The organism is Streptomyces sp. NPDC033845, from assembly GCF_055576225.1.
Map to the genome: position 1 here is coordinate 55,991 of NZ_JBVIRI010000011.1, position 19,171 is coordinate 75,161.

Consider the following 19,171-nt stretch of genomic DNA (forward strand, 5'->3'; position numbering starts at 1 on the left):
GCCGGCCCCTTCCCGGGAAGGACCCCCAGCCATGCCCATCGCCACCGTGAACCCCGCGACCGGACAGACCCTGCGCACCTTCGAGCCGCTCGGGCCCGACGGTGTCGAGCAGCGGCTGGCCGAGGCCGCGGCCGCCTTCGACACGTACCGCACCACCCCGTTCGCCGAGCGGACCCGGCTGCTGGAGCGGGCCGCGGACCTGCTGGAGGAGGATCTGGAGGACATCGCCCGCACCATGACCACCGAGATGGGCAAGCCGATCGGCGCGGCCCGCGCCGAGGCCGGCAAGTGCGTCAAGGCGATGCGCTGGTACGCCGCCCACGCCGAGGGGCTGCTCGCGGACGAGCTGCCCGCCGCCGCGGACGTCCGCGACAGCGGGGCCTCGGCCGTCCTGACCCGCTACCGGCCGCTGGGCGTGGTCCTGGCCGTCATGCCGTGGAACTTCCCGCTCTGGCAGGTCGTACGGTTCGCCGCGCCCGCCCTGATGGCCGGCAACACCGGACTGCTCAAGCACGCCTCGAACGTCCCGCAGACCGCCCTCTACCTCGGGGACCTGTTCCACCGGGCCGGCTATCCGCGCGGCTGCTTCCAGACCCTGCTGATCGGCTCCGGCGCCGTGGAGGGGGTCCTGCGCGATCCCCGGGTGGCGGCGGCCACCCTGACCGGCAGCGAGCCCGCCGGGCGGGCGGTGGCCTCGGTGGCCGGGGACGAGGTCAAGAAGACGGTCCTGGAACTGGGCGGCAGCGACCCCTATCTGGTGCTCCCCTCGGCGGACGTCGCCCGGGCGGCCCGCACCGCGGTGACCGCGCGGGTGCAGAACAACGGACAGTCCTGTATCGCGGCGAAACGGTTCATCGTGCACAGCGACGTGTTCGAGGAGTTCACCGAACGGTTCACGGCGGGCATGGCCGCGCTCCGGGTGGGCGATCCGATGGACGAGGACACCGATGTGGGCCCGCTGGCCACCGAGCAGGGCCGCACCGATCTCGCCGAGCTCGTCGAGGACGCGGTCCGGCACGGCGCCGCCGTGCTCTGCGGGGGCGGCCGACCCGCCGACCGGGAGCAGGGCTGGTTCTACGAGCCGACCGTGCTCGCCGAGATCACCCCTGAGATGCGGGTGGACCAGGAGGAGACCTTCGGGCCGGTGGCCACCCTCTACCGGGTGGACAGTCTGGAGGAGGCGGTGAAGCGGGCCAACCACACGCCTTTCGGGCTGAGTTCGAACGTGTGGACCCGGCAGGAGTCCGATGTGGAGGCGTGCGTGCGGGACCTGCGGGCCGGCGGGATCTTCGTGAACGGGATGACGGCCTCGCACCCCGCATTCCCCTTCGGCGGGGTCAAGCGCTCCGGGTACGGACGCGAACTGTCCGGGCACGGGATGCGCGAGTTCTGCAACATCACCACTGTCTGGCAGGCCGCCAACCCCTCCTGACCTGCGGTTTCGCCGGTGCCGGCGCGGGGGTGGAGGGCCGCTGTGCGGATGCGGGCGGCAGGGCCCTGTGCCAGCTTGGTACGAGCGGAGGCTGAACCGGGGGTACGCCTTCCCCGGTCTCCGGGCCTCCCGCTCTCCCGATTTCCCGAAGGGGTGCATCGCAGATGAACCGACTTCTCGCCACGGCCGTGAGCACGGCCGCCGCAGCGCTTCTGCTGGCCGGTGCGGCCGCCTCGGCGTCCGCCGCCGAGCCCACCGACGACGCGACCAAGCAGCTGTGCAGCAGTCTGACCGAACTCAAGGCCGACAACGCGAAGTTGCGCGCGCTGGACCCGGCGACCGCCACCAAGGACCAGATCAAGTCCGCGCACGACGCGGTGCAGGAGGACTGGAAGACCGTCGCCGAGTCCACCGCGCAGTTCAACGCCGCCCAGAAGGACGCGATCAAGTCCGCGGCCGACAGCGTGAAGAAGGCCTACGACGACCTGCCCGGCGACACCACCGGCTCGGAGGCGCTGACCAAGCTGACCCCCGACCTCCAGAAGCTCGACACGGCCGTCGCCAGTGCCCAGACCGGCCTGCAGTGCGGCTGACCCCCGGACGCCGCCGGGCGGGGCGCGGGCCGGGTGCCCCGCTCCGGCCCGGGCGGCTGGGCGCGAACCGGCCAGGACCGTCCCGCCCTGCCTTATCCGGCCGCCCTGCGGGTAGGTGACCTGCGTGATGACGGTCGGGGTCGAGGAAGAGTTCGTGCTGCTCGACGCGGGGACCGGGTTGCCGGTGCCGCTGGCGGAGAAGGTGCGCTCGGCGGCCTCCCCGCACTGCAGGCCGGACCTCGGCGAGGGCGAGGTCCAGCCGGAGCTGCTGGCCGCCCAGGTGGAGATCGCCACCCCGGTGTGCACCTCGCTGGACGAGGTGGCCGGGCACCTGCTGCGGATGCGCCGGCTGCTCCGGGAGGCGGCCGGGCCGCTCGGCTGCCGTCCGGCGGCCTGTGGCACGGCCCCCCTGCCGGGGTCCGGCCCGCTCGCCCTGAGCGACGGCGACCGCTATCTGGCCATGGCCGAGCAGGCTCCGCAGCTGGTGGCGGAACAGCTGATCAACGGCATGCACGTGCACGTCGGGGTACCGGACCGGGCCCACGGGGTCGCGGTCCTCAACCGGCTGCGGATCTGGCTGCCGGTCCTGGTGGCCATGGCCGCGAACTCCCCGTACTGGGGCGGCGCCGACACCGGCTTCGCCAGCTGGCGCACCGTGGTCTTCGGGCGCTGGCCGGTCAGCGGGCCGCCGCCGCGGTTCGCCTCCCTCCCCGACCACGAACGGCGGATCCGCTCCCTGGTCGCGGCCGGGACCATCATCGACTCCGGCCAGCTCTACTGGCAGGCCCGGCTGTCCGACCGCTATCCGACGGTCGAGGTGCGCTGCATGGACGTCCAGTTGCGCGCCGAGGACGCGGCCCGGTTCGCGGGGCTGGTCCGGGCCCTGGTCGGCACCGCGCTGCGGGAGTCCGAGGCGGGGATGCCGGTACCGGACTGCGCCCCGGAGCTGCTGCACGCGGCGAACTGGCACGCCGCCCGGCACGGCCTGTCCGGCACCCTGCCGGCGCCCGGCGACGGGACTCCGGTCAGTGCCCGGGCCGCGGTCGGGGCGCTGCTCGACCACGTGGCGCCCGCGCTGGTGGCCGCCGGCGACCGGGCCGCCGTGACCGGGCTGGTGGAGGACCTGCTCCGGCTCGGCAACGGCGCGGACCGCCAGCGCCGCGCCTTCGCGGCGGACGGCCACCGTGGCGTACTGGACCTGCTCGCCCCCTGACCACCGGCCGGTGGCCCGGCGCCCGACCGGACGGCCGGATCAGGCCTGGACCTTTCCGGTTCACGGGTATGGGAACCGCAAGGGGTGCGCGCTACCCTCCGCCGCATGATTTCCACGGTTGTCTGGGGTACCGGCAACGTCGGACGTGCGGCCATACGCGCCGTCGAAGCCCACCCGAGGCTGAAACTCAACGCTGTACTCGTCAACAATCCCGCCAAAGTGGGCCGTGACGCCGGTGAACTCGCCGGCCTGGACCACGCCTTGGGCGTGACGGCCACCGACGACATCGCCGCCGTGCTGGAGGCCGGCCCCCGGGCGGTGGTGTACGCCGCGTCCGGGGACATCCGGCCCGACGAGGCCCTCGCCGACATCGCGCGGGCCATCCGGTCCGGGGCCGTCGTCGTCACCCCCGCCCTCTATCCGCTCTACGACCACCGCAACGCCCCGCCCGAGTTCCGGGACCCGATGCTGGCGGCGGTCGCCGAGGGCGGCGGCTCCCTCTTCGTGTCCGGGGTCGACCCGGGCTGGGGCAACGACGTCCTGCCGCTGCTGATCAGCGGGCTGGGCAGCGAGGTGGAGGGGATCCGCTGCCAGGAGATCTTCGACTACTCCACCTATGAGCAGCCGGATTCCGTCCGGTACCTGATCGGCATGGGCCAGCCCATGGACTACCAGGCCCCGATGCTCATCGAGACCGTCCCCACCATGGTGTGGGGCGGCCAGATACGCCTGATGGCCCGGGCGCTGGGCGTGGAGCTCGACGAGATCCGCGAGACCCTCCAGCGGCGTGCGCTGGAGACCACGGTGACCACCCGCACCATGGGCGAGTTCGAGGCCGGAACCCAGGGCGCGGTGCGGTTCGAGGTCCAGGGGATCGTCGGGGGGAAGCCCCGCATCGTGATCGAGCACGTGACCCGGATCCATCCCTCCTGCGCCCCGGACTGGCCGGTGCCGCCGGACGGCACGGGGGCGCACCGGGTGATCGTGGAGGGTCGGCCGCGGATCGAGGTGACGGTGGAGGCCTCCGACGAGGGCGAGAACCGCTCGGCGGGCGGCAACGCCACGGCGGTGGGGCGGCTGGTCGGCGCGATCGACTGGCTGGCCGACGCCGCGCCCGGACTGTACGACGCACTGGACGTCCCGCTCCGGCCCGCGGTCGGCGCCTTCGGCAGCTACGGAAGGAGCAGCTGATGCAGATCGACATTCCCGAGGGGCAGCATCCGATCGAGTACGTGTGGGGGGACATGGTCCCCGGGATCGGGATGGCGGCGGCGAACTTCTCGCTGTCCGTGTACGCCCACACCACGCTGGGGCTGCGCGAGTTCGAGGCGGCCCGGCTGCGCATCGCGCAGATCAACGGCTGTGTGTTCTGCCTGGACTGGCGGACCGACCGGGACGGGGAGAAGGTCGAGGAGGAGTTCGCCGACGCGGTGACCGAGTGGCGGACCACGGAGCGGTTCGACGACCGGACCCGGCTGGCCGCGGAGTACGCGGAGCGGTACGCCCTGGACCACCACGGTCTGGACGAGGAGTTCTGGGTCCGGATGAAGGAGCACTACAGCCAGGTCGAGATCGTGGAGCTGAGCATGAGCATCGGCTCGTGGCTGGCGTTCGGACGGCTGAACCACGTCCTGGGGCTCGACAGCGTGTGCATGCTGCCCACCGGGTGAACGCGCGGTGGGGCCGGCCGGTCGCACCGGCCGGCCCCGCCCCGTCTCACAGGTCGGTGGCGATGATCTTCTCGATGTTGCGTTCGGCGAGGGCCGTGATGGTGACGAACGGGTTGACGCTGGCGTTGCCGGGGATCAGCGCACCGTCGATCACGTACAGGCCGGAGTAGCCGTGCAGACGGCCGTAGTTGTCGGTGGCCTTGTTGAGCACCGCGCCGCCGAGCGGGTGGTAGGTGAGGTGGTCGCCCCAGATCTTGTTGCTGCCGAACAGGTCCGTCCGGTAGATCGTCCCCTCCTTCTTGTTGATCTTGTCGAAGATGGTCTTCGCCATGTTGATGGAGTCCTGCTTCCAGGCCTGCTGCCAGCTCAGGTCCACCTTGCCGGTGGCGGCGTTCCAGGTGAACTCGGCCCGGTGCGGGTTCTTGGTGATGGACAGGTAGAACGAGGCGTACGTCTCGATGCCGGTGGGCAGCGGGGCGACCTCGGCGAAGGCGCCGCCCGCGTCCCAGTTGTCGATGCCCGCGGTGGGCATGGAGGCCTGGAGCTTGCCGGTGGCGTCCCACATGTGGTTGGCCCGGCCGCACATGACGTTGCCGTTGTCGCCCCAGCCCTTGCCGATCTCGTTGTTGAGGTTCGGCAGGACGCCCTGGGCCTTGAGGCGGACCAGCAGCTTGCTGGTGCCGACGCTGCCGGCGGCGAAGAACACCCGGTCGGCGGTGACGGTCTTGATGGCGGTGGTGGCGCCCGCGGTGTCCAGCTGCTCGATGACCACGGTGTAGCCGCCGCCGGAGGCCGGGGCCACCGAGTTGACGCGGTGCAGCGGGGTGATGGAGACCTTGCCGGTGGCGGCGGCCTCGGCGAGGTAGGTCTTCTGCACGGACTTCTTGCCCGCGTTGTTGCCGTAGATGACCTCGCCCGCGAGGGCCGACTTGGTGACGGTGCCGGCCTCCTCCTGCTTCATGTAGTTCCAGTCGTACACGTTCGGCACGAAGACGAAGGGGAATCCGGACCGCTGGGCGTGCTTGCGGCCGACCCGGGCGTACTGGTAGCAGGGGGCGGTCTCCCACCAGGCCTGGTCGACATGGGTGACACCGAGGCCGGCGTTGGCCCGGGGGTAGTAGGTGCCGTACATCTCGTCGGCGTCCACCGAGGGCAGTACGGCGCCGAAGTTCTCCCGCTTGGGGGTGACGGCCATGCCGCCGTTCACCAGGGAGCCGCCGCCGACGCCGCGGCCCTGGTAGACGGTGATCCCGGCGAACTCCTCGGCGTCGAGGATGCCCGTGTAGCGGGGGACGTCCTTGTCGAGGGGGAACCCGAGGAAATTGCTGAGCGGCTGCTTGGTCCTGGTGCGCAGCCAGAAGGAGCGGTAGTCGGGCTTGGTGGTGTTGGCGAAGATCTTTCCGTCCGGTCCGGGGGTGTCCCAGGCCATGCCCATCTCGATCATGTGGACGTCGACCCCGGCCTGGGCCAGCCGGAGGGCGGCCACCGAGCCGCCGTAGCCGGTGCCGACGATCAGGACCGGAACGTGGTCGCCGCCGGCTATGGGGGTGCCGGTGGCGGACACGGCCTGACCCGCATAGGCGGCGGAGCCGTGGCCGGCCAGGGCCACGGCTCCAAAAATGGAACCTGTTCCTGCAAGGAATCCACGGCGGGAAAGACCGTTGGAACGCTTTTCGCGGGGGGTGTTGTTGCTCATGTGACCTTCCTCACTCTTGGCGGAAGAGAAACGAGTTCTAACTCCGCGAGCGAGGTAAGTCGATAGATACCGATTAGTAACTTATGTCTGTACCAGCGGTCTTGTTCGGCGGTGTTCAGTTGCGGATCAGCAGAACCGGAACCGCGAGGACCACGGCGAGCAGCAGCGCGGCCAGGCCGTACACCAGCCGGTGGTCCCGGAGCACCGGGAGGTAGCGGTCCACGGCGAAGCGGCCGGGCCCGGTGAGCGCGAGGGTGATCGCACCGGCGATGATCAGCGACTCGAACTCGACGCCCTCGGCACCGACGACCGAACCGGCCCACTTGGTGCTGATCGCGTTGATCATGACCCCGAGGACTCCGGCGGCGGCCAGCGGGGTGAGCAGCCCGAGGATCAGCCCGAGACCGCCCAGGGTCTCGGTCAGGCCCGCGATGACGGCCATGGTCTCGCCCGCCGGGTAGCCGGCCTGGCTGAAGAACCCGCCGGTGCCCTTGATGCCGCCGCCGTCGAACCACTTGAAGAGCTTCTGCGTCCCGTGCACGGCCATGATCAGGCCGAGGGCCAGCCGGAGCACCGGCAGACCCACGTCGTAGGGGGTCACGGCGGCCGGGGCACGGGTTCCGGTGCCGAGGAGCGGGGAGCTGGTGGTGGACATCTGTTCTCTTCCTGCGAGGGGACGGAGGGACGGGCGGGTCAGCCGAACTGGACGGAGCGCTTGGCCAGCCCCATCCAGAAGCCGTCCACCGGGGTGCGGTGGGCGGACAGGTCTCCGGCTGCGTCGGCCGCGCCCAGAGTGACGAAAAGCGGGGCGAAATGCTCGGTACGCGGATGTGCGAGTCGGCCCGCCGGGGCCGCGTGCTCGAAGTCGAGGAGCGCGTCCACGTCCCCGGCGGCGAGGGCCTCCCGGCCCCAGGCGTCGAACTCGGCGGACCAGCCGGGGACTCCCGGACCGGTGTGCCGCAGGGCGGCCAGGTTGTGGGTGAAGAAGCCGCTGCCGACGATCAGCACGCCCTCGTCGCGCAGCGGGGCGAGCCGACGGCCGATCTCCATCAGCCGGCGCGGTTCCAGGGTGGGCAGGGAGATCTGGAGGACCGGCACGTCAGCCGCCGGGAACATCTCCACCAGCGGGACGTAGGCCCCGTGGTCGAGCCCCCGGTCCGGGACGTCCTGGACCGGGGTGCCGGGGCCGCGCAGCAGGGCGCGGACCGAGGCGGCGAGCTCCGGGGCGCCCGGGGCGGCGTAGCGGACCCGGTAGTAGTGCTCGGGGAAGCCCCAGAAGTCGTAGACCAGCGGGAGCGTCTCGGTGGCGGCTACGGCCAGCGGGGCCTCCTCCCAGTGGGCGGAGACCATCAGCACCGCCCGGGGCCGGGGCAGCCCGGCGGACCAGGCGGCCAGCTCCCCCGGCCAGACGGGATCGTCGGCCAGCGGGGGCGCGCCGTGGCTGAGGAACAGGGCCGGCATCCGGCCGGCGGCGGGCGTGGTCATCACGGCTCCCTGGGTCTGGGTCCGGTGGTTTGAGTTCAAATTCGAACCATCACCATGACCCTAAAGGCTTATTCGAATTTGAACAACCTGCCGTATCCTGGACCCATGGGTGACACGAGATGGCTCGACGAGGAAGAGATGCGCGCCTGGAAGGGCTTCCTGGCCGCCTCCGCGCTGCTGGGACGGCGGCTGGACCAGCAGCTCAAGGTGGACTCCGGGCTCTCCCACCCGCAGTACGAGATCCTGGTCCGGCTGTCCGCCGCGCCCGAGGGCGAGCTGCGCATGACCGAGCTCGCGGACGCCCTGATCAACACCAAGAGCGGGCTGACCTACCAGGTCACCCAACTGGAGAAGGCCGGCCTGGTCCGCCGCCGCACCTGCCCCTCCGACGTCCGGGGGGTCTTCGCCGTGCTGACCGAGACCGGCCGGGAACGCCTGGTCGCGGCCGCCCCCGGCCATGTGGCGGCGGTCCGGGAGCTGCTGATCGACGTCCTCAGCCCCGACCAGCTCACCGCCGTCGCCGACGGCCTGGGCGAGGTCAGCCGCCGGATGCGCGAGCACGGCGGCACCTGAGAGGACCGCGGCGGGCCAGTTCCCGCCGCCCTTGGCGAAGTACCTCCCGTGTCACCTTCGGAACGCAGCGGTGCGCGAAAGCCTCGTGTCCATCCTCCGTCCGGCCCCCGGGCACGGCACTCCGGCCGGACGGCGGGCGGGGCGGAAGAATTCCCGGAAGAATCTTCCCGGGGTCCGTCGATCCGGGCGGTCGCCGTTCGACGCAGGGGTGAGAGGCGGGGAACGGCCCCGCCCTTCGACCGAGGAGTCACCATGCCGCGCTTCCTGACGCTGGTCCGCATCGACGAGCAGAACCTGCCCGCCGACGGCCCGCACCCCGAGTTCGAGGAACGCATGGGCGCCCTCTTCGAGGAGATCACCAAGGCCGGGGTCATGCTGGACACGGCCGGACTGCTGCCCACCTCCGAAGCCACCCGGGTCACCTGGTCGGAAGGCCGGATCGGGTTCACCGACGGCCCGTTCACCGAGACCCGCGAGGTCGTCGGCGGCTACTCCCTGATCCAGGCCAAGGACAAGGCCGAGGCCGTGGAATGGGCCAAGCGGTTCCTGGAGATCCACCCCGCGGAGTGGCAGGTCACCTGCGAGGTCCGCGAGATCGAAGAGGGCTGACCGGCCCGTGGCGACCGGCACTCCCGCCTCGGCGGTGGAGACGGTGTTCCGCATGGAGTCCGCGCGGATCATCGCCGGGGTGACCCGGATCGTGCGCGACATCGGCATCGCCGAGGAGATCGCGCAGGACGCGCTGGTCGCCGCACTGGAGCAGTGGCCCGAGTCGGGTGTCCCGGACAAGCCGGGCGCCTGGCTCATGGCCACCGCCAAACACCGGGCGATCGACCTGGTGCGCCGCAAGGAGACCTACGCCCGCAAGCTCTCCGAGGTCGGGCGGGCCCTGCGGGACCAGCCGCCCGGGGAGCACGGGGTGGAACCGGCCGACCCGGAGGACATCGACGACGACCTGCTGCGGCTGATCTTCACCGCCTGCCATCCGGTCCTGCCCACCCCGGGCCGGATCGCCCTCACCCTGCGGCTGCTCGGCGGACTGACCACCCCGGAGATCGCCCGGGCCTTCCTGGTCCCCGAACCGACCGTGGCCCAGCGGATCGTCCGCGCGAAACGCTCCCTGGCCCGGGCCGGACTGCCCTTCGAGGTCCCGTACGGCACCGACCGGGCGGCCCGGCTGTCCTCCGTCCTGGAGGTGGTCTACCTGGTCTTCAACGAGGGGTACGCGGCCACCGCCGGCGAGGACCTGGTCCGCCCCGCCCTCTGCGAGGACGCCCTCCGGCTGGCCCGGATGCTCCAGGCACTGATGCCGGAGGAGCCCGAGGTGCACGGGCTGGCCTCGCTGCTGGAGTTCCAGGCCTCCAGGATCCCCGCCCGGACCGGCCCGGACGGGGAGGTCGTGCTGCTCGCCGACCAGAACCGGACCCGCTGGAACCGGCTCTTCATCGCCCGCGGCATGACCGCCCTGTCCCGGGCCGGCACCGGCCCCTACGCCGTGCAGGCCGCCATCGCCGGCTGCCACGCCCGGGCCGCCCGCTATGAGCACACCGACTGGGCGATGATCGCCTCCCTCTACGGGCGCCTGGTCCGGCTGGTCCCCTCCCCCGTGGTGGAACTCAACCGGGCCGTGGCCGTGTCCATGGCCCAGGGCCCCGGACCGGCCCTGGAACTCGTCGACGCGCTGGCCGCCGGACCCGCGCTGCGCGAGTACCACCTGCTGCCCAGCGTCCGCGGGGACCTGCTGGAACGGCTCGGCCGCGGCACCGAGGCCCGTACCGAGTACGAGCGGGCCGCGGCCCTCACCCGCAACACCCGGGAACGCGACCTGCTGCGCGCCCGGGCGGACCGGGCGGGCGGGACCGCGCCCGGCCCTACGGGTGGGCCCGGAGAGCCGCCGTCAGCCGGGCCGCCTGGGTGACCAGCCGGGACCGACCGCCGCGCCCGGCGACGGCCGCCAACCCCTCCGGCTCCCCGCCCCGGGCCCCGCAGCGCTCCGCGCAGTCGGCGGCCACCGCCAGCAGTTCCCCCGCACCGGTCGGCACCGTCTCCGCCGTCAGCAGGGCGGGCAGGGCCACCCCCAGCACGGCCCAGGTGGTGGCGTGCGCCCCGGTCGAGGCGGCGGTCCGGGCGGCGTCGGCGAGCCGGTTGGGCTTGACCGTGCCCAGGGTCAGCTGGGCGGCCAGGTCCGCGCCCAGCCTCGCCGGGTCGAGCTCCTCCCGGGCGGCCAGGGTCAGCAGGGCGTCGACCGCGGCCAACCGGTCCTCGGCCTGCCGGGCGCCGAGTCCGGTGGCCACCGCCAGGTGCAGGGCCTCCCCGGCCGGCCCGCCCGCCTCCGCGAGCCGGGGCAGGGTCGCGGCCGCACCGGACTCGTCGGAGGCGGCACAGCCGGTCAGTTCGGGCAGCAGCCAGACGGCCAGGGTCTCCCGGTCCTGGGGCATCACGGACAGGTCGGCGGCACTGATCCGCCACCAGCGGCAGCGGACCGTACCGGGCCAGGCCCGGCCCAGGTCGCGGAACTCCCGGGGGAACAGGTCCCGGTCCAGCGGGCGTTCGCCGGTCTCCAGGACCAGATGGGGCCGCTCCAGCCGGCCGGCCCGCTCCCACCAGGGGGCGCCCGGCCGGACGGGCTCCTCGGCGATCCGCCGGGACAGCGCCGCGGGAACCCCGGCGACCCCGATCCAGGCGGCCAGCCGGTCTCCGGCCCGGGTGCCGATCCCGGCCGCCGCGGAACGGGCGGCCGGGTCCCGGCGGACCCGCAACAGCGCCTGGGCGAAGTCGGCGGCGGCCGGTTCCACACCGAGCCGCCGGTACTCGGCCAGCCGGGCGATCAGCTCCAGCGGCTCCAGGGAGCCCGTCTCGTCGGTGGGGACGGCCAGCAGGAACGGCAGCGGGGCGGTCTGGATCCGGTGGGCGGCCTCGCGCAGCCGCCGCTCCCGCACCAGCGGGAGGGCGGTGTGCGCGCAGTCCTCGTGGAAGCGGGTGGTCGACGGGTGCGACCGGGGCCGCTTGGGCAGCGGGGCCACCCCGTCCACGACGGCGGCCGCGACCAGCTCCAGACCCGCGAACCGGTCCGCGGTGGGCAGCCCGCCGACCCGTCCGGGCTCCAGCCACCAGCGGTGGGCCAGGGCGGCGCGCAGCGCTTCGGCGAGGGCCGCCCGGTCCCGGTGGGCGTGCCGGACCAGACCGTCCAGGGCCCGCTCGAACTCGGCGACGGTGGGTTCGGTGGCGGCGGTGGTGGAGTTGAGCTGGGCCGCGAGGAGCTCGACGGTCTCGGCCACGGTCCCGGGGGCGGGCGCGAGCAGGGCCGGGACCGGGCGGGGCGGCAGGGTCTCCTCCTGGTCGGCGGGGTCCGCGGGCACGGCCTCGGCCCCGAAGAGCTCGGCGGCCCGGTCCCGGTGCACCGGGCCGAGCAGCGCGGCGAGCCCGGCCAGCCGCTCGTACGGTTCCGGGTCCTCGCCGGAGACCTTCCCGAGGTGCGCGGCGACCAGCTTCAGGGCGCGGTCCTGGATGTCGGTGTCCTCGTGGCCGAAGGCCGCACCGACCACCGGCAGCAGTTCGGCCGCGGTGGCCGGGTCCCGGCGCAGCACCTTGCCGAGCAGGACCAGCTGGGCCCGGACGAACTTCTTCTCCGGGCGGAAGAGGACGGCGTCCGACATCTCGGCCAGCAGCCGGATGTCCAGGCCGCCGGTCTCGGCGAGCCCGGCCAGGATCCGCTGGGCGTGCCCGGCCACGGCCGCCGGTGCCGTCGCGGCCAGGGCGAGCCAGTCGGCGGCGCGTTCGCGCTCCTCCTCCGGAGTCAGGGCCAGCCGCTGGAGCAGGGTCAGATAGAAGGCGAGGTGCCCGGGCTTCCCGCCGCGGATCAGCCGGCCGGTGCAGCCGTCGACCAGTACGGCCCGGTCGACGATCCCGTGCTCGGCGAGGGACACCAGGGCGGACGGCCAGTGGTGCGGCTTGTCCGGGTCGGAGCGCCAGGCGAAGGCGGTGACCGGTTCGGCGGTCTCGAACAGCCGGGGGACGAGCTCGGCGGCGTGCGGGTCGGCGCGCAGGGCGTGGGCGAGCGGCACCCGGCGGCCGGACGACGGATCCGGGGTGGCGGTCGACACGGCCGTGGCCCAGCCCTCCAGATAGCCGTCGGTCAGCGGCACCGGGCAGCCGGCCAGCCGGACCAGCTCGCTGATCAGCGGATGGTCCTGGGCGGCGGTGGCGGCCCGCCCGGCCAGCCGGTGCGCCAGGTCCCCCAGCCACTTGGGCTCCCGGTCGGCGAGCACCCGCAGCAGGGCGGCCTCCGGCAGGCCCTGCCAGCCGCGCAGGTCGCGGGCGCCTATCCAGGCGGCCGCGGCGGCGGCACCGGTGTGGCAGCCGGCCCCGGCGATGAGCAGGGCCCGGCCCCGGTGCGCCCGGGCGTCCCAGCGGTTCCAGTCCCAGCCGCGGACCTCGCGGCGGTAGTCCTTCAGCTCGGGGAGCAGGGCACGGCGCTCGGCCCGGTCCAGACCGGCGACGAGGTCGGCGAGTCCGGTGGTACGGCCCGCCCGGACGGCTTCCATCACGGTGTGCACGGCGGTTCCCGCGGGGGCGGCCCCGGCAGCGGAGGAGTCGGTGGCGGCGGAGGGGGTGGCAGTGGTCGCGTCAGTGGTGGCGGTGTTCATCGGGTGGCTCCGGTCGGGGCGGCGGGGTCGGTGCTGGACGCGGCGGCGGGGTGGCCGGCGCCGCCCGGGGCGGTACCGGCGGCCCGCAGGGCCATCCGGGTGGCGAGGGCGTGCTTGCAGGGGCCGCGCCGGCCCCGGTAGTCGGCCCACCACTGGCAGGTGCAGCTGAGCGCGCCGCCGCCGGACTCCCGTACCTGGTAGCGGCGTTCGCCGGAGGTGACCACGGTGGTGCCGTCCGTGCCGGGGCCGACCGCGCCGGCCGCCAGCAGGGCGCGGGCCGCGACCAGCCGGGGGTTGTGCCGTTCGGCCCGGCGGGCGTCGTAGGGGAGTTCGCGGTGGAAGTAGGCGGCGTCGGCGATGTCGTACCCCACCCGGCCCGCGGTGCCCAGCCGGGCCAGCGCGGCCCGCACCCGGGCCACCGGCAGTCCTGACTGCTCGGCCAGGTCGGCCGGGTCGATGCGCGGCTCCCAGGCCAGCAGCACCGAGACCAGTTCGGCGTCGGCGGCGGCCTCGTCGGTGGCCAGCGCCTCCAGGACCCCTCCCTCGCCGGAGAACCCGCGGTCCGGCTCCGGGGACAGGGTGAGGGTGAGGCGCATGCCGGGCAGGGTCAGCTCCCAGGCGCTCGCGGTGGGCGCGCCGGAGTCCGGGCCGGTCACGGCCGGGCCGAAGACCCGCAGTCCGGTGGCGTGCCGCAGCACTCCCTGGAGGGCGGCCAGGCGCTCCGGCCCGGGCAGGCAGACCGCGCCGGGGACCGGCCGGGTGGTGCGGCGCAGGGTGCGCCCGGCGGGGACCACCCAGCCGGCGGCTCCGGCGGAGCCGCCGCCGGGGGCGGCGCGCGGAAGGCCGCGGAGGAACCGTACGGCCTCGGTGGCGGTCAGTTCGGCCCGGAGGTCGAAGCCGGCCGAGACCACCTGGGACTCGGCGAACCCGCGCAGCCAGCGGTCGGGCAGCGGGACCTTCTTCTCCACCACCGGTCCGTCCAGGGTGGTGACCGCCATCTCGTCCGGCCCGACGCGCAGGTGCAGCGGATCGTCCCCGGTGAGCCGGGTCAGGGCGGCCCGCAGCGGGTGGTTGACGTCCACGTTGGTGGTGCCGTGGCCGGTGTCGGCGCCGCGCAGCCCCTCGGGCAGGACGTCGAGCCGGGCGTACACCCCGCAGCAGCCGGAGAAGGACTCGAAGCGCAGCCGGTCGCCGTTGCCGGTCACCACCGGGTCCAGGGAGGCCCGCAGGGTGCGCCGGAAGTACCGGGCGGCGGCCACGTCCGCGACGGCGAGGAGGGCCCGGGCGGCGGCCTGAGGGGCGCTCAGGAAGCCGGCGAAGAACTGGGGATGGGCCTCGGCACCGACCGGGGTGAGGCCTCCGGAGGTCTCCAGGCCGAGGGTCCGGCCGGCCGCCGAGGAGCTCAGGGCGGACGGGCGGACATAGGCGAAGGTGTGCGCTGTCGTCATGCCCGAAACGCTAGGCGGGGCCTCTGACAACGCCCCGCCGGACGGTGCGCGGACCGCCTCCCCCACCCCGGTTCACCGTTCCCGTTCGCAATGACGGGCGGTCAGGAAGGGTTGTTCCAGGGGGCGGTCGGGGTGGTTGCGGCGAGGGGGTTGGGCAGGGGCAGATAGCGGGCCGAGGCGCCGTCCGCGCCGGTCCAGCGGAGCAGCAGATTGGCCTTGCCCGGCAGTTCGGGCGCGGTGAGCAGCTCGGCCACCTCGGGGATCCCGGCCCCGGAGCGGAGCAGTTCGGCCCGGACCGCCGGCCACAGCGAGCCGGTCACCGCCGGGTGCCGTTCGCCGATCGCGGCGGCGATCTCGGTCAGATGGTTGACCAGCAGGCAGTAGACCAGCCGCTGCCAGCCGGCCGCCCGGCCGACCTCGGGGACCAGCTTGACCCCCTCCGCGTCGCGGAACAGGGCCTGGACCGGGTCTCCGGCCGGGTCGAGGGCGATCACGGTGTTCTGGAGGTGGGCCTCCAGCACGATGCCGTCCCGGGCGAAGAGGCCGAGCACCGGCGGTACCACCTGCCGCAGATAGGCCGCCCACCAGCCGGCCGGGGCGGTGAGGGCGGACAGCGGGCCGCCCTCGAAGCCCTCGGCGAGGGCGGCGGCGAGCAGCGGGGTGGCGCCGGGCAGGAGGTGGCCGTCGAATCCGTCACGGACCAGGACCGCGAGTTCCTCGAAGGCGAAGGAGGCGGTCCGGTAGCCGCGGTCGGCGAGCCAGCCGGCCGGGCCGGGGCGGGCGGCGAAGGCGGTTTCCACGGCGGAGTCGGTGGCGCGGAGCTTCAGCAGGTCGTGGCGCCACAGCCGGCGGATGTCGTTGGTGATCCGCACGTCCAGGCTGAACTTGACGAACCGGTCGGCGGTGCCGTTCCGGCCGGGGGCGTAGACGGTGCGTACGGAGGCGGTGGGCCAGACGGGGAGCCGGGTGGGGCCCAGCCGGAGGAGCCGCCCGTCGGCCAGGGCCCGCCGGATCTCCGGGGCGTCCCCGGTGAGGGCGAGCTGCCAGGGGTGGGCGGGCAGCAGCCGGTATCCGGGCGGGGCGGGCGGGCCGTCGAGGAGTTCGGCCAGCCCGTCCACCTCGCGGGCCGCCCGCGGGCCGCCGTCCTCGGCCGCCTGGTCGGCGCGGACCGCGAGGAACTCCAGGGGGAAGCTGGTGTGCGCCTCGGGGGCGTACGGGAGCCAGCTCGCGGCCGGGCCGCCGCCCCGGGTCTTGGGCGCGGGATGGCTGGGGTGGCCCATCACCAGGGCCTGCTCGGAGCGCAGGTAGGGGTCCTCCGGGGGGCCGGAGAGCTCCCGGGCGGCCAGCAGGGCGGCCACCACCTCGCGGCTGTCGGCCATCTCGGCGGGCAGTTCGTCGTTGGGGACGCCGGTGCCCTGCCGGAGTTCGTCGGCGGTGAGCTTGACCAGCTCGGCATGGCCCAGGGGCTGCCAGCCGGCCGGGGTGCGCAGCTCGGGGCGGACCGGGCGGCGGCCGCCGGCCACCCGGATCAGCCGGCCGCTGGCCCGCAGCCGGTGCACCCGGTGGGACACCCCGTCGGACATCCGGTCGGACACCCGGTCGGCCGCCTCCTGGAGCAGGCAGTTGAGGAGCGGGGCGGCGGCGTACGCGTCGGCGGCGTCGGAGATGTGGTTCACGGATTCCTAGTATCCGTGGTGAGGGCCTTTGACGCGGAAGCGGGTAGACGACATGGATGACCGGTACGAAGACGACCGGTACGCGGCCTCGCCGGCCGAGGAGACGATGGCCGGCGAGCTGCTTGCGGTGCGGCCCGGGCTGGCGGCGGGCTTCCGGGCCGCGCTGCCCGGGGCGCGGGCGGCGGTGCTGACCCGGCTGTGGCGGGGCCTGGCGGTGGATCCGCTGCCGTGGGTGGTGCGGCGGGAGGCCGGGCCGGACGGGCTGACGCTGGTGTCGGCCGCCGGGGCGCGGCTGAGCGGTCCGGCCGCGGACCCGTACGCCACGGACGCGTACGTGCGCCGGGTGGACCTGGACGGGCGGGAGTTCGGGCAGGCCGGGCGGCTGGTCCGGGCGCTGGACCTGCCCTACGGTTCGGCGTTCGCCGAGGAACTCGACCACAGCACGGCCTCGTTGGCGCTGTCCCGGGCTGCGGCCGCCCTGCGGCCGGCCGGCACCGGGCCGGCGGACCGGCCGGTGGCGGGCTGGGAGTGGGAGCAGCGGGTGGTGGACGGACACCCGTACCACCCCAACTGCCGTTCCCGGCCGGGTTTCTCGGCGGCGGAGCAGCTGGCGTACGCGCCGGAGCACGGCCCGGTGGTCCAGCTGGGGCTGGCGGCGGTTCCGGCGGGTGCGGCCCTGCTGGCCGGGGACTGGCCGGACGGCCTGCGGGACGGCGGCCGGGTGCTGATCCCCGTGCACCCCTGGCAGGCGGGGCACGTCCTGAAGTCGGCCCCGGACCGTGCGGGCCTGGAGGCGCATCCGCTGATGTCCCTGCGGACCCTGGCGCCGGCCGGGGCGGGTCCGTTCGGCGGTGGCTCCGGGCCCGCCCCGCACATCAAGACGGCGCTGAGCAGCCGGCTGACCTCCTCGGTCCGGGACATCTCGGTGTACTCGGTGGAGACGGCCGAGGCGGTCTCCCGGTTCGCCCAGCTGCTGGCCGAACGCCTCGACGGGCGGCTGCACTTCACCCGCACCCTGGGTGCGGCCACCGCCTACAGTCCGGACCTGGCGGCCGTGCTGCGGGAGGCCCCGGAGGTGTACGCGGATCCGGCGGCGGGCGAGCGGGTGGTTCCGGTGGGGGCCCTCGCGGCCACCGGTCTGCCCGGTTCGGCGGGCTGGCTGGAGCGTTTCGCACGGCTGGTGCTGCCGGTGTGCATGCGGGTGCTGGAGCTGGGGGTGGCCCTGGAGGCGCACGGCCAGAACCTCCTCGTCGTCCTCTCGGCCTCGGGGGAGCCGGTGCGGCTGGTCTACCGGGACCTGGCCGATGTGCGGATCAGTCCGGCGCGGCTGGCCCGGAACGGGCTGCCGGTGCCGCCGGTGGCGGGCCGGCTGGTCACGGACGACGAGCTGGTGCTGCGGCGGAAGCTGTTCGGCTCGGTCCTCACCGGGGCGCTGGGTGCCACGGCCGGTTCGGCGGCGGCGTTCGGGGAGGCGCTGGGCGCGGCGGCCGGGCTGCTGCCGCCGGGTCCGGACACCGCCGCCGTGCTCGGCGGGCCGCTGCCGACCAAGGCGCTGACCCTGATGCGGCTGAGCCCCGGGGTGTCCGGGGACCAGTGGACGGAGCTGCCCAACCCGCTGGCCGTCGGCTAGGCGGTACAGGAGAACCGCCCCGCCCCGCACGGACGGTGCGCGGCGGGGCGGTTCGGGTGGTGCGGATGGTGCGGGTGGTGCGGCCGGGGTCAGCGGCGGCGCTGGGAGACCAGGGCGCGGGTGACGATCGGCGGCAGCAGGTCCTTGGCCAGCTTCTTCGCCCGGGACCGCGGCCGGCGGGCCGGGGCGGCGGCCGGTTCGGCTGCCGGGGCGGGCTGTTCCGGCCGCGCGGGCTCCGGTGCCGCCGGTGCCGGTTCGGGCGCCCGGTGGCGGGACCTCGGCAGCTCCGGGGGCACGGCCCGCTTGCCGACGATCCGGATCAGCGGGGCGCCGGCCACCTCCTCCACCCCGTGCCACAGGTCCTCGCGGGTTTCCAGCCAGGCCAGCAGCGCCTCGCGGTGGGGTTCGGCGTCGTCCCAGGTGGCGTACATCTTGGTGCCGGTGATGGCGATCACCCGGAGTCCCTCGTGGGTGACGGCGCCCCAGACGGCGGCGGCGACCCCCGGGCAGTGCTCGGCGCGGAAGTCGTCGAAGACGACCACGGCGCCGGGGGCGGCGGCCTGCCGGGAGGCGGCGATGTCCCCGTGCACGTGCTCGTAGAGGTGGGAGGCGTCGACGTGGACGAACCGGCAGCTGCCGGGCCGGACCCGGTCGGGCACCACCGAGGTCGGGGCCATGATCACGGTGGGCAGCGAGTCGTGGAAGGACAGGTAGTTCGCCTCGAAGGCGCGCCGGGTGAGGGTGGAGTAGGACTGCTCCATCTCCTTGAGGTTGGAGGCGTCCGGCGGGGTGGAGTCGAAGAGGTCGCAGACCGTGAACTCCTCGCCCTCGCGGAGGTAGCCGCCGAGGAACACCGCGCTCTTCCCCATGTAGGCGCCCAGTTCCAGCAGGTCCCCGCGCGTCGCCGGGTCCGCCGGGTCCGCCGGGTCGGCCGGCTCTGCGTTCTGCCTGCTCAGGAACCAATCGAAGAGCAGCTGGTCGACGGCGAAGAACCAGCCCTTGACCTCGTCGAGGCTGGTCGGGGCGGGCAGTGCGGCTGCGGGGTCTTCAGACATGGAGCGGTCGTCCTCCGGGAAAGTGGCAAGGATCCGCCGGGCCGCCTCCCGGCC

16 protein-coding genes are annotated in these 19,171 nt (G+C 74.3%); 9 read left to right on the forward strand and 7 right to left on the reverse strand.

From position 1 onward, the window contains the following. The first annotated feature begins 31 nt into the window (after positions 1-31). The 5 genes from ACZ50K_RS23360 to ACZ50K_RS23380 all read left to right on the forward strand — a co-directional run bounded on the left by ACZ50K_RS23360 (position 32) and on the right by ACZ50K_RS23380 (position 4,908). Positions 32-1,432: an NADP-dependent succinic semialdehyde dehydrogenase gene (locus ACZ50K_RS23360; protein ID WP_468906169.1), complete on the forward strand. Its 1,401-nt coding sequence runs from the start codon at positions 32-34 to the stop codon at positions 1,430-1,432. Between the two features lie 164 nt (positions 1,433-1,596). Then, positions 1,597-2,025 (forward strand): hypothetical protein, encoded by a 429-nt coding sequence (locus ACZ50K_RS23365; RefSeq protein ID WP_468906171.1) that lies wholly within the window; start codon positions 1,597-1,599, stop codon positions 2,023-2,025. A gap of 124 nt (positions 2,026-2,149) precedes the next feature. After that, positions 2,150-3,238 carry a carboxylate-amine ligase gene (locus ACZ50K_RS23370; RefSeq protein ID WP_468906173.1) on the forward strand — a complete coding sequence of 363 codons (1,089 nt, stop codon included), beginning with the start codon at positions 2,150-2,152 and terminating at the stop codon, positions 3,236-3,238. 105 nt (positions 3,239-3,343) lie between these two features. Continuing rightward, entirely contained in the window at positions 3,344-4,429 is a 1,086-nt protein-coding gene (locus ACZ50K_RS23375; RefSeq protein ID WP_468906175.1) for an NAD(P)H-dependent amine dehydrogenase family protein, read from the forward strand. Beyond that, positions 4,429-4,908: a carboxymuconolactone decarboxylase family protein gene (locus ACZ50K_RS23380; RefSeq protein WP_468906178.1), complete on the forward strand. Its 480-nt coding sequence runs from the start codon at positions 4,429-4,431 to the stop codon at positions 4,906-4,908. Before ACZ50K_RS23375 ends, ACZ50K_RS23380 begins: the two co-directional genes overlap by 1 nt. Before the next feature lie 46 nt (positions 4,909-4,954). Here ACZ50K_RS23380 and ACZ50K_RS23385 read toward each other — a convergent pair whose 3' ends face one another. The 3 genes from ACZ50K_RS23385 to ACZ50K_RS23395 all read right to left on the reverse strand — a co-directional run bounded on the left by ACZ50K_RS23385 (position 4,955) and on the right by ACZ50K_RS23395 (position 8,089). Further along, a complete protein-coding gene (locus tag ACZ50K_RS23385; RefSeq protein ID WP_468906181.1) occupies positions 4,955-6,604 on the reverse strand; it encodes a GMC oxidoreductase in 1,650 nt (549 codons plus the stop codon). A 115-nt stretch (positions 6,605-6,719) separates the two neighbouring features. Continuing rightward, positions 6,720-7,259 carry a DoxX family protein gene (locus tag ACZ50K_RS23390; RefSeq protein ID WP_468906183.1) on the reverse strand — a complete coding sequence of 180 codons (540 nt, stop codon included), beginning with the start codon at positions 7,257-7,259 and terminating at the stop codon, positions 6,720-6,722. 38 nt (positions 7,260-7,297) lie between these two features. Next, entirely contained in the window at positions 7,298-8,089 is a 792-nt protein-coding gene (locus tag ACZ50K_RS23395) for a dioxygenase family protein (protein WP_468906186.1), read from the reverse strand. 105 nt (positions 8,090-8,194) lie between these two features. Here ACZ50K_RS23395 and ACZ50K_RS23400 point away from each other — a divergent pair, with 105 nt between their 5' ends. From ACZ50K_RS23400 to ACZ50K_RS23410, 3 genes are all read left to right on the forward strand, one after another. After that, positions 8,195-8,662 (forward strand): MarR family winged helix-turn-helix transcriptional regulator, encoded by a 468-nt coding sequence (locus tag ACZ50K_RS23400; protein ID WP_468906189.1) that lies wholly within the window; start codon positions 8,195-8,197, stop codon positions 8,660-8,662. 252 nt (positions 8,663-8,914) lie between these two features. Then, positions 8,915-9,271, forward strand: coding sequence for a YciI family protein (locus ACZ50K_RS23405; protein ID WP_468906191.1), 357 nt, complete (start codon positions 8,915-8,917; stop codon positions 9,269-9,271). Positions 9,272-9,323: 52 nt separating this feature from the next. Further along, positions 9,324-10,580, forward strand: coding sequence for an RNA polymerase sigma factor (locus tag ACZ50K_RS23410; protein WP_468906660.1), 1,257 nt, complete (start codon positions 9,324-9,326; stop codon positions 10,578-10,580). On the opposite strand, the gene ACZ50K_RS23415 is transcribed toward ACZ50K_RS23410, so the two are convergent. The 3 genes from ACZ50K_RS23415 to ACZ50K_RS23425 all read right to left on the reverse strand — a co-directional run bounded on the left by ACZ50K_RS23415 (position 10,534) and on the right by ACZ50K_RS23425 (position 16,432). Continuing rightward, on the reverse strand, positions 10,534-13,308 hold the full coding sequence (locus tag ACZ50K_RS23415) for a DUF7824 domain-containing protein (RefSeq protein ID WP_468906193.1): 2,775 nt from the start codon (positions 13,306-13,308) through the stop codon (positions 10,534-10,536). The genes ACZ50K_RS23410 and ACZ50K_RS23415 overlap by 47 nt on opposite strands. After that, entirely contained in the window at positions 13,305-14,756 is a 1,452-nt protein-coding gene (locus tag ACZ50K_RS23420) for an SWIM zinc finger family protein (RefSeq protein WP_468906196.1), read from the reverse strand. Before ACZ50K_RS23420 ends, ACZ50K_RS23415 begins: the two co-directional genes overlap by 4 nt. Before the next feature lie 101 nt (positions 14,757-14,857). Beyond that, entirely contained in the window at positions 14,858-16,432 is a 1,575-nt protein-coding gene (locus tag ACZ50K_RS23425; protein ID WP_468906199.1) for an IucA/IucC family protein, read from the reverse strand. A gap of 52 nt (positions 16,433-16,484) precedes the next feature. On the opposite strand from ACZ50K_RS23425, the gene ACZ50K_RS23430 reads away from it, so the two are divergent. After that, on the forward strand, positions 16,485-18,062 hold the full coding sequence (locus tag ACZ50K_RS23430; protein ID WP_468906202.1) for an IucA/IucC family protein: 1,578 nt from the start codon (positions 16,485-16,487) through the stop codon (positions 18,060-18,062). Between the two features lie 89 nt (positions 18,063-18,151). Here ACZ50K_RS23430 and ACZ50K_RS23435 read toward each other — a convergent pair whose 3' ends face one another. After that, positions 18,152-19,117 (reverse strand): class I SAM-dependent methyltransferase, encoded by a 966-nt coding sequence (locus ACZ50K_RS23435; protein ID WP_468906204.1) that lies wholly within the window; start codon positions 19,115-19,117, stop codon positions 18,152-18,154. Positions 19,118-19,171 lie beyond the last annotated feature (54 nt).

Coding starts and splice junctions, on each gene's coding strand:
- ACZ50K_RS23360 (WP_468906169.1), top strand. CDS start 32: ATGCCCATCGCCACCGTGAACCCCGCGACCGGACAGACCCTGCGCACC.
- ACZ50K_RS23365 (WP_468906171.1), top strand. CDS start 1,597: ATGAACCGACTTCTCGCCACGGCCGTGAGCACGGCCGCCGCAGCGCTT.
- ACZ50K_RS23375 (WP_468906175.1), top strand. CDS start 3,344: ATGATTTCCACGGTTGTCTGGGGTACCGGCAACGTCGGACGTGCGGCC.
- ACZ50K_RS23380 (WP_468906178.1), top strand. CDS start 4,429: ATGCAGATCGACATTCCCGAGGGGCAGCATCCGATCGAGTACGTGTGG.
- ACZ50K_RS23385 (WP_468906181.1), bottom strand. CDS start 6,604: ATGAGCAACAACACCCCCCGCGAAAAGCGTTCCAACGGTCTTTCCCGC.
- ACZ50K_RS23390 (WP_468906183.1), bottom strand. CDS start 7,259: ATGTCCACCACCAGCTCCCCGCTCCTCGGCACCGGAACCCGTGCCCCG.
- ACZ50K_RS23395 (WP_468906186.1), bottom strand. CDS start 8,089: ATGACCACGCCCGCCGCCGGCCGGATGCCGGCCCTGTTCCTCAGCCAC.
- ACZ50K_RS23400 (WP_468906189.1), top strand. CDS start 8,195: ATGGGTGACACGAGATGGCTCGACGAGGAAGAGATGCGCGCCTGGAAG.
- ACZ50K_RS23405 (WP_468906191.1), top strand. CDS start 8,915: ATGCCGCGCTTCCTGACGCTGGTCCGCATCGACGAGCAGAACCTGCCC.
- ACZ50K_RS23410 (WP_468906660.1), top strand. CDS start 9,324: ATGGAGTCCGCGCGGATCATCGCCGGGGTGACCCGGATCGTGCGCGAC.
- ACZ50K_RS23415 (WP_468906193.1), bottom strand. CDS start 13,308: ATGAACACCGCCACCACTGACGCGACCACTGCCACCCCCTCCGCCGCC.
- ACZ50K_RS23420 (WP_468906196.1), bottom strand. CDS start 14,756: ATGACGACAGCGCACACCTTCGCCTATGTCCGCCCGTCCGCCCTGAGC.
- ACZ50K_RS23430 (WP_468906202.1), top strand. CDS start 16,485: ATGGATGACCGGTACGAAGACGACCGGTACGCGGCCTCGCCGGCCGAG.
- ACZ50K_RS23435 (WP_468906204.1), bottom strand. CDS start 19,117: ATGTCTGAAGACCCCGCAGCCGCACTGCCCGCCCCGACCAGCCTCGAC.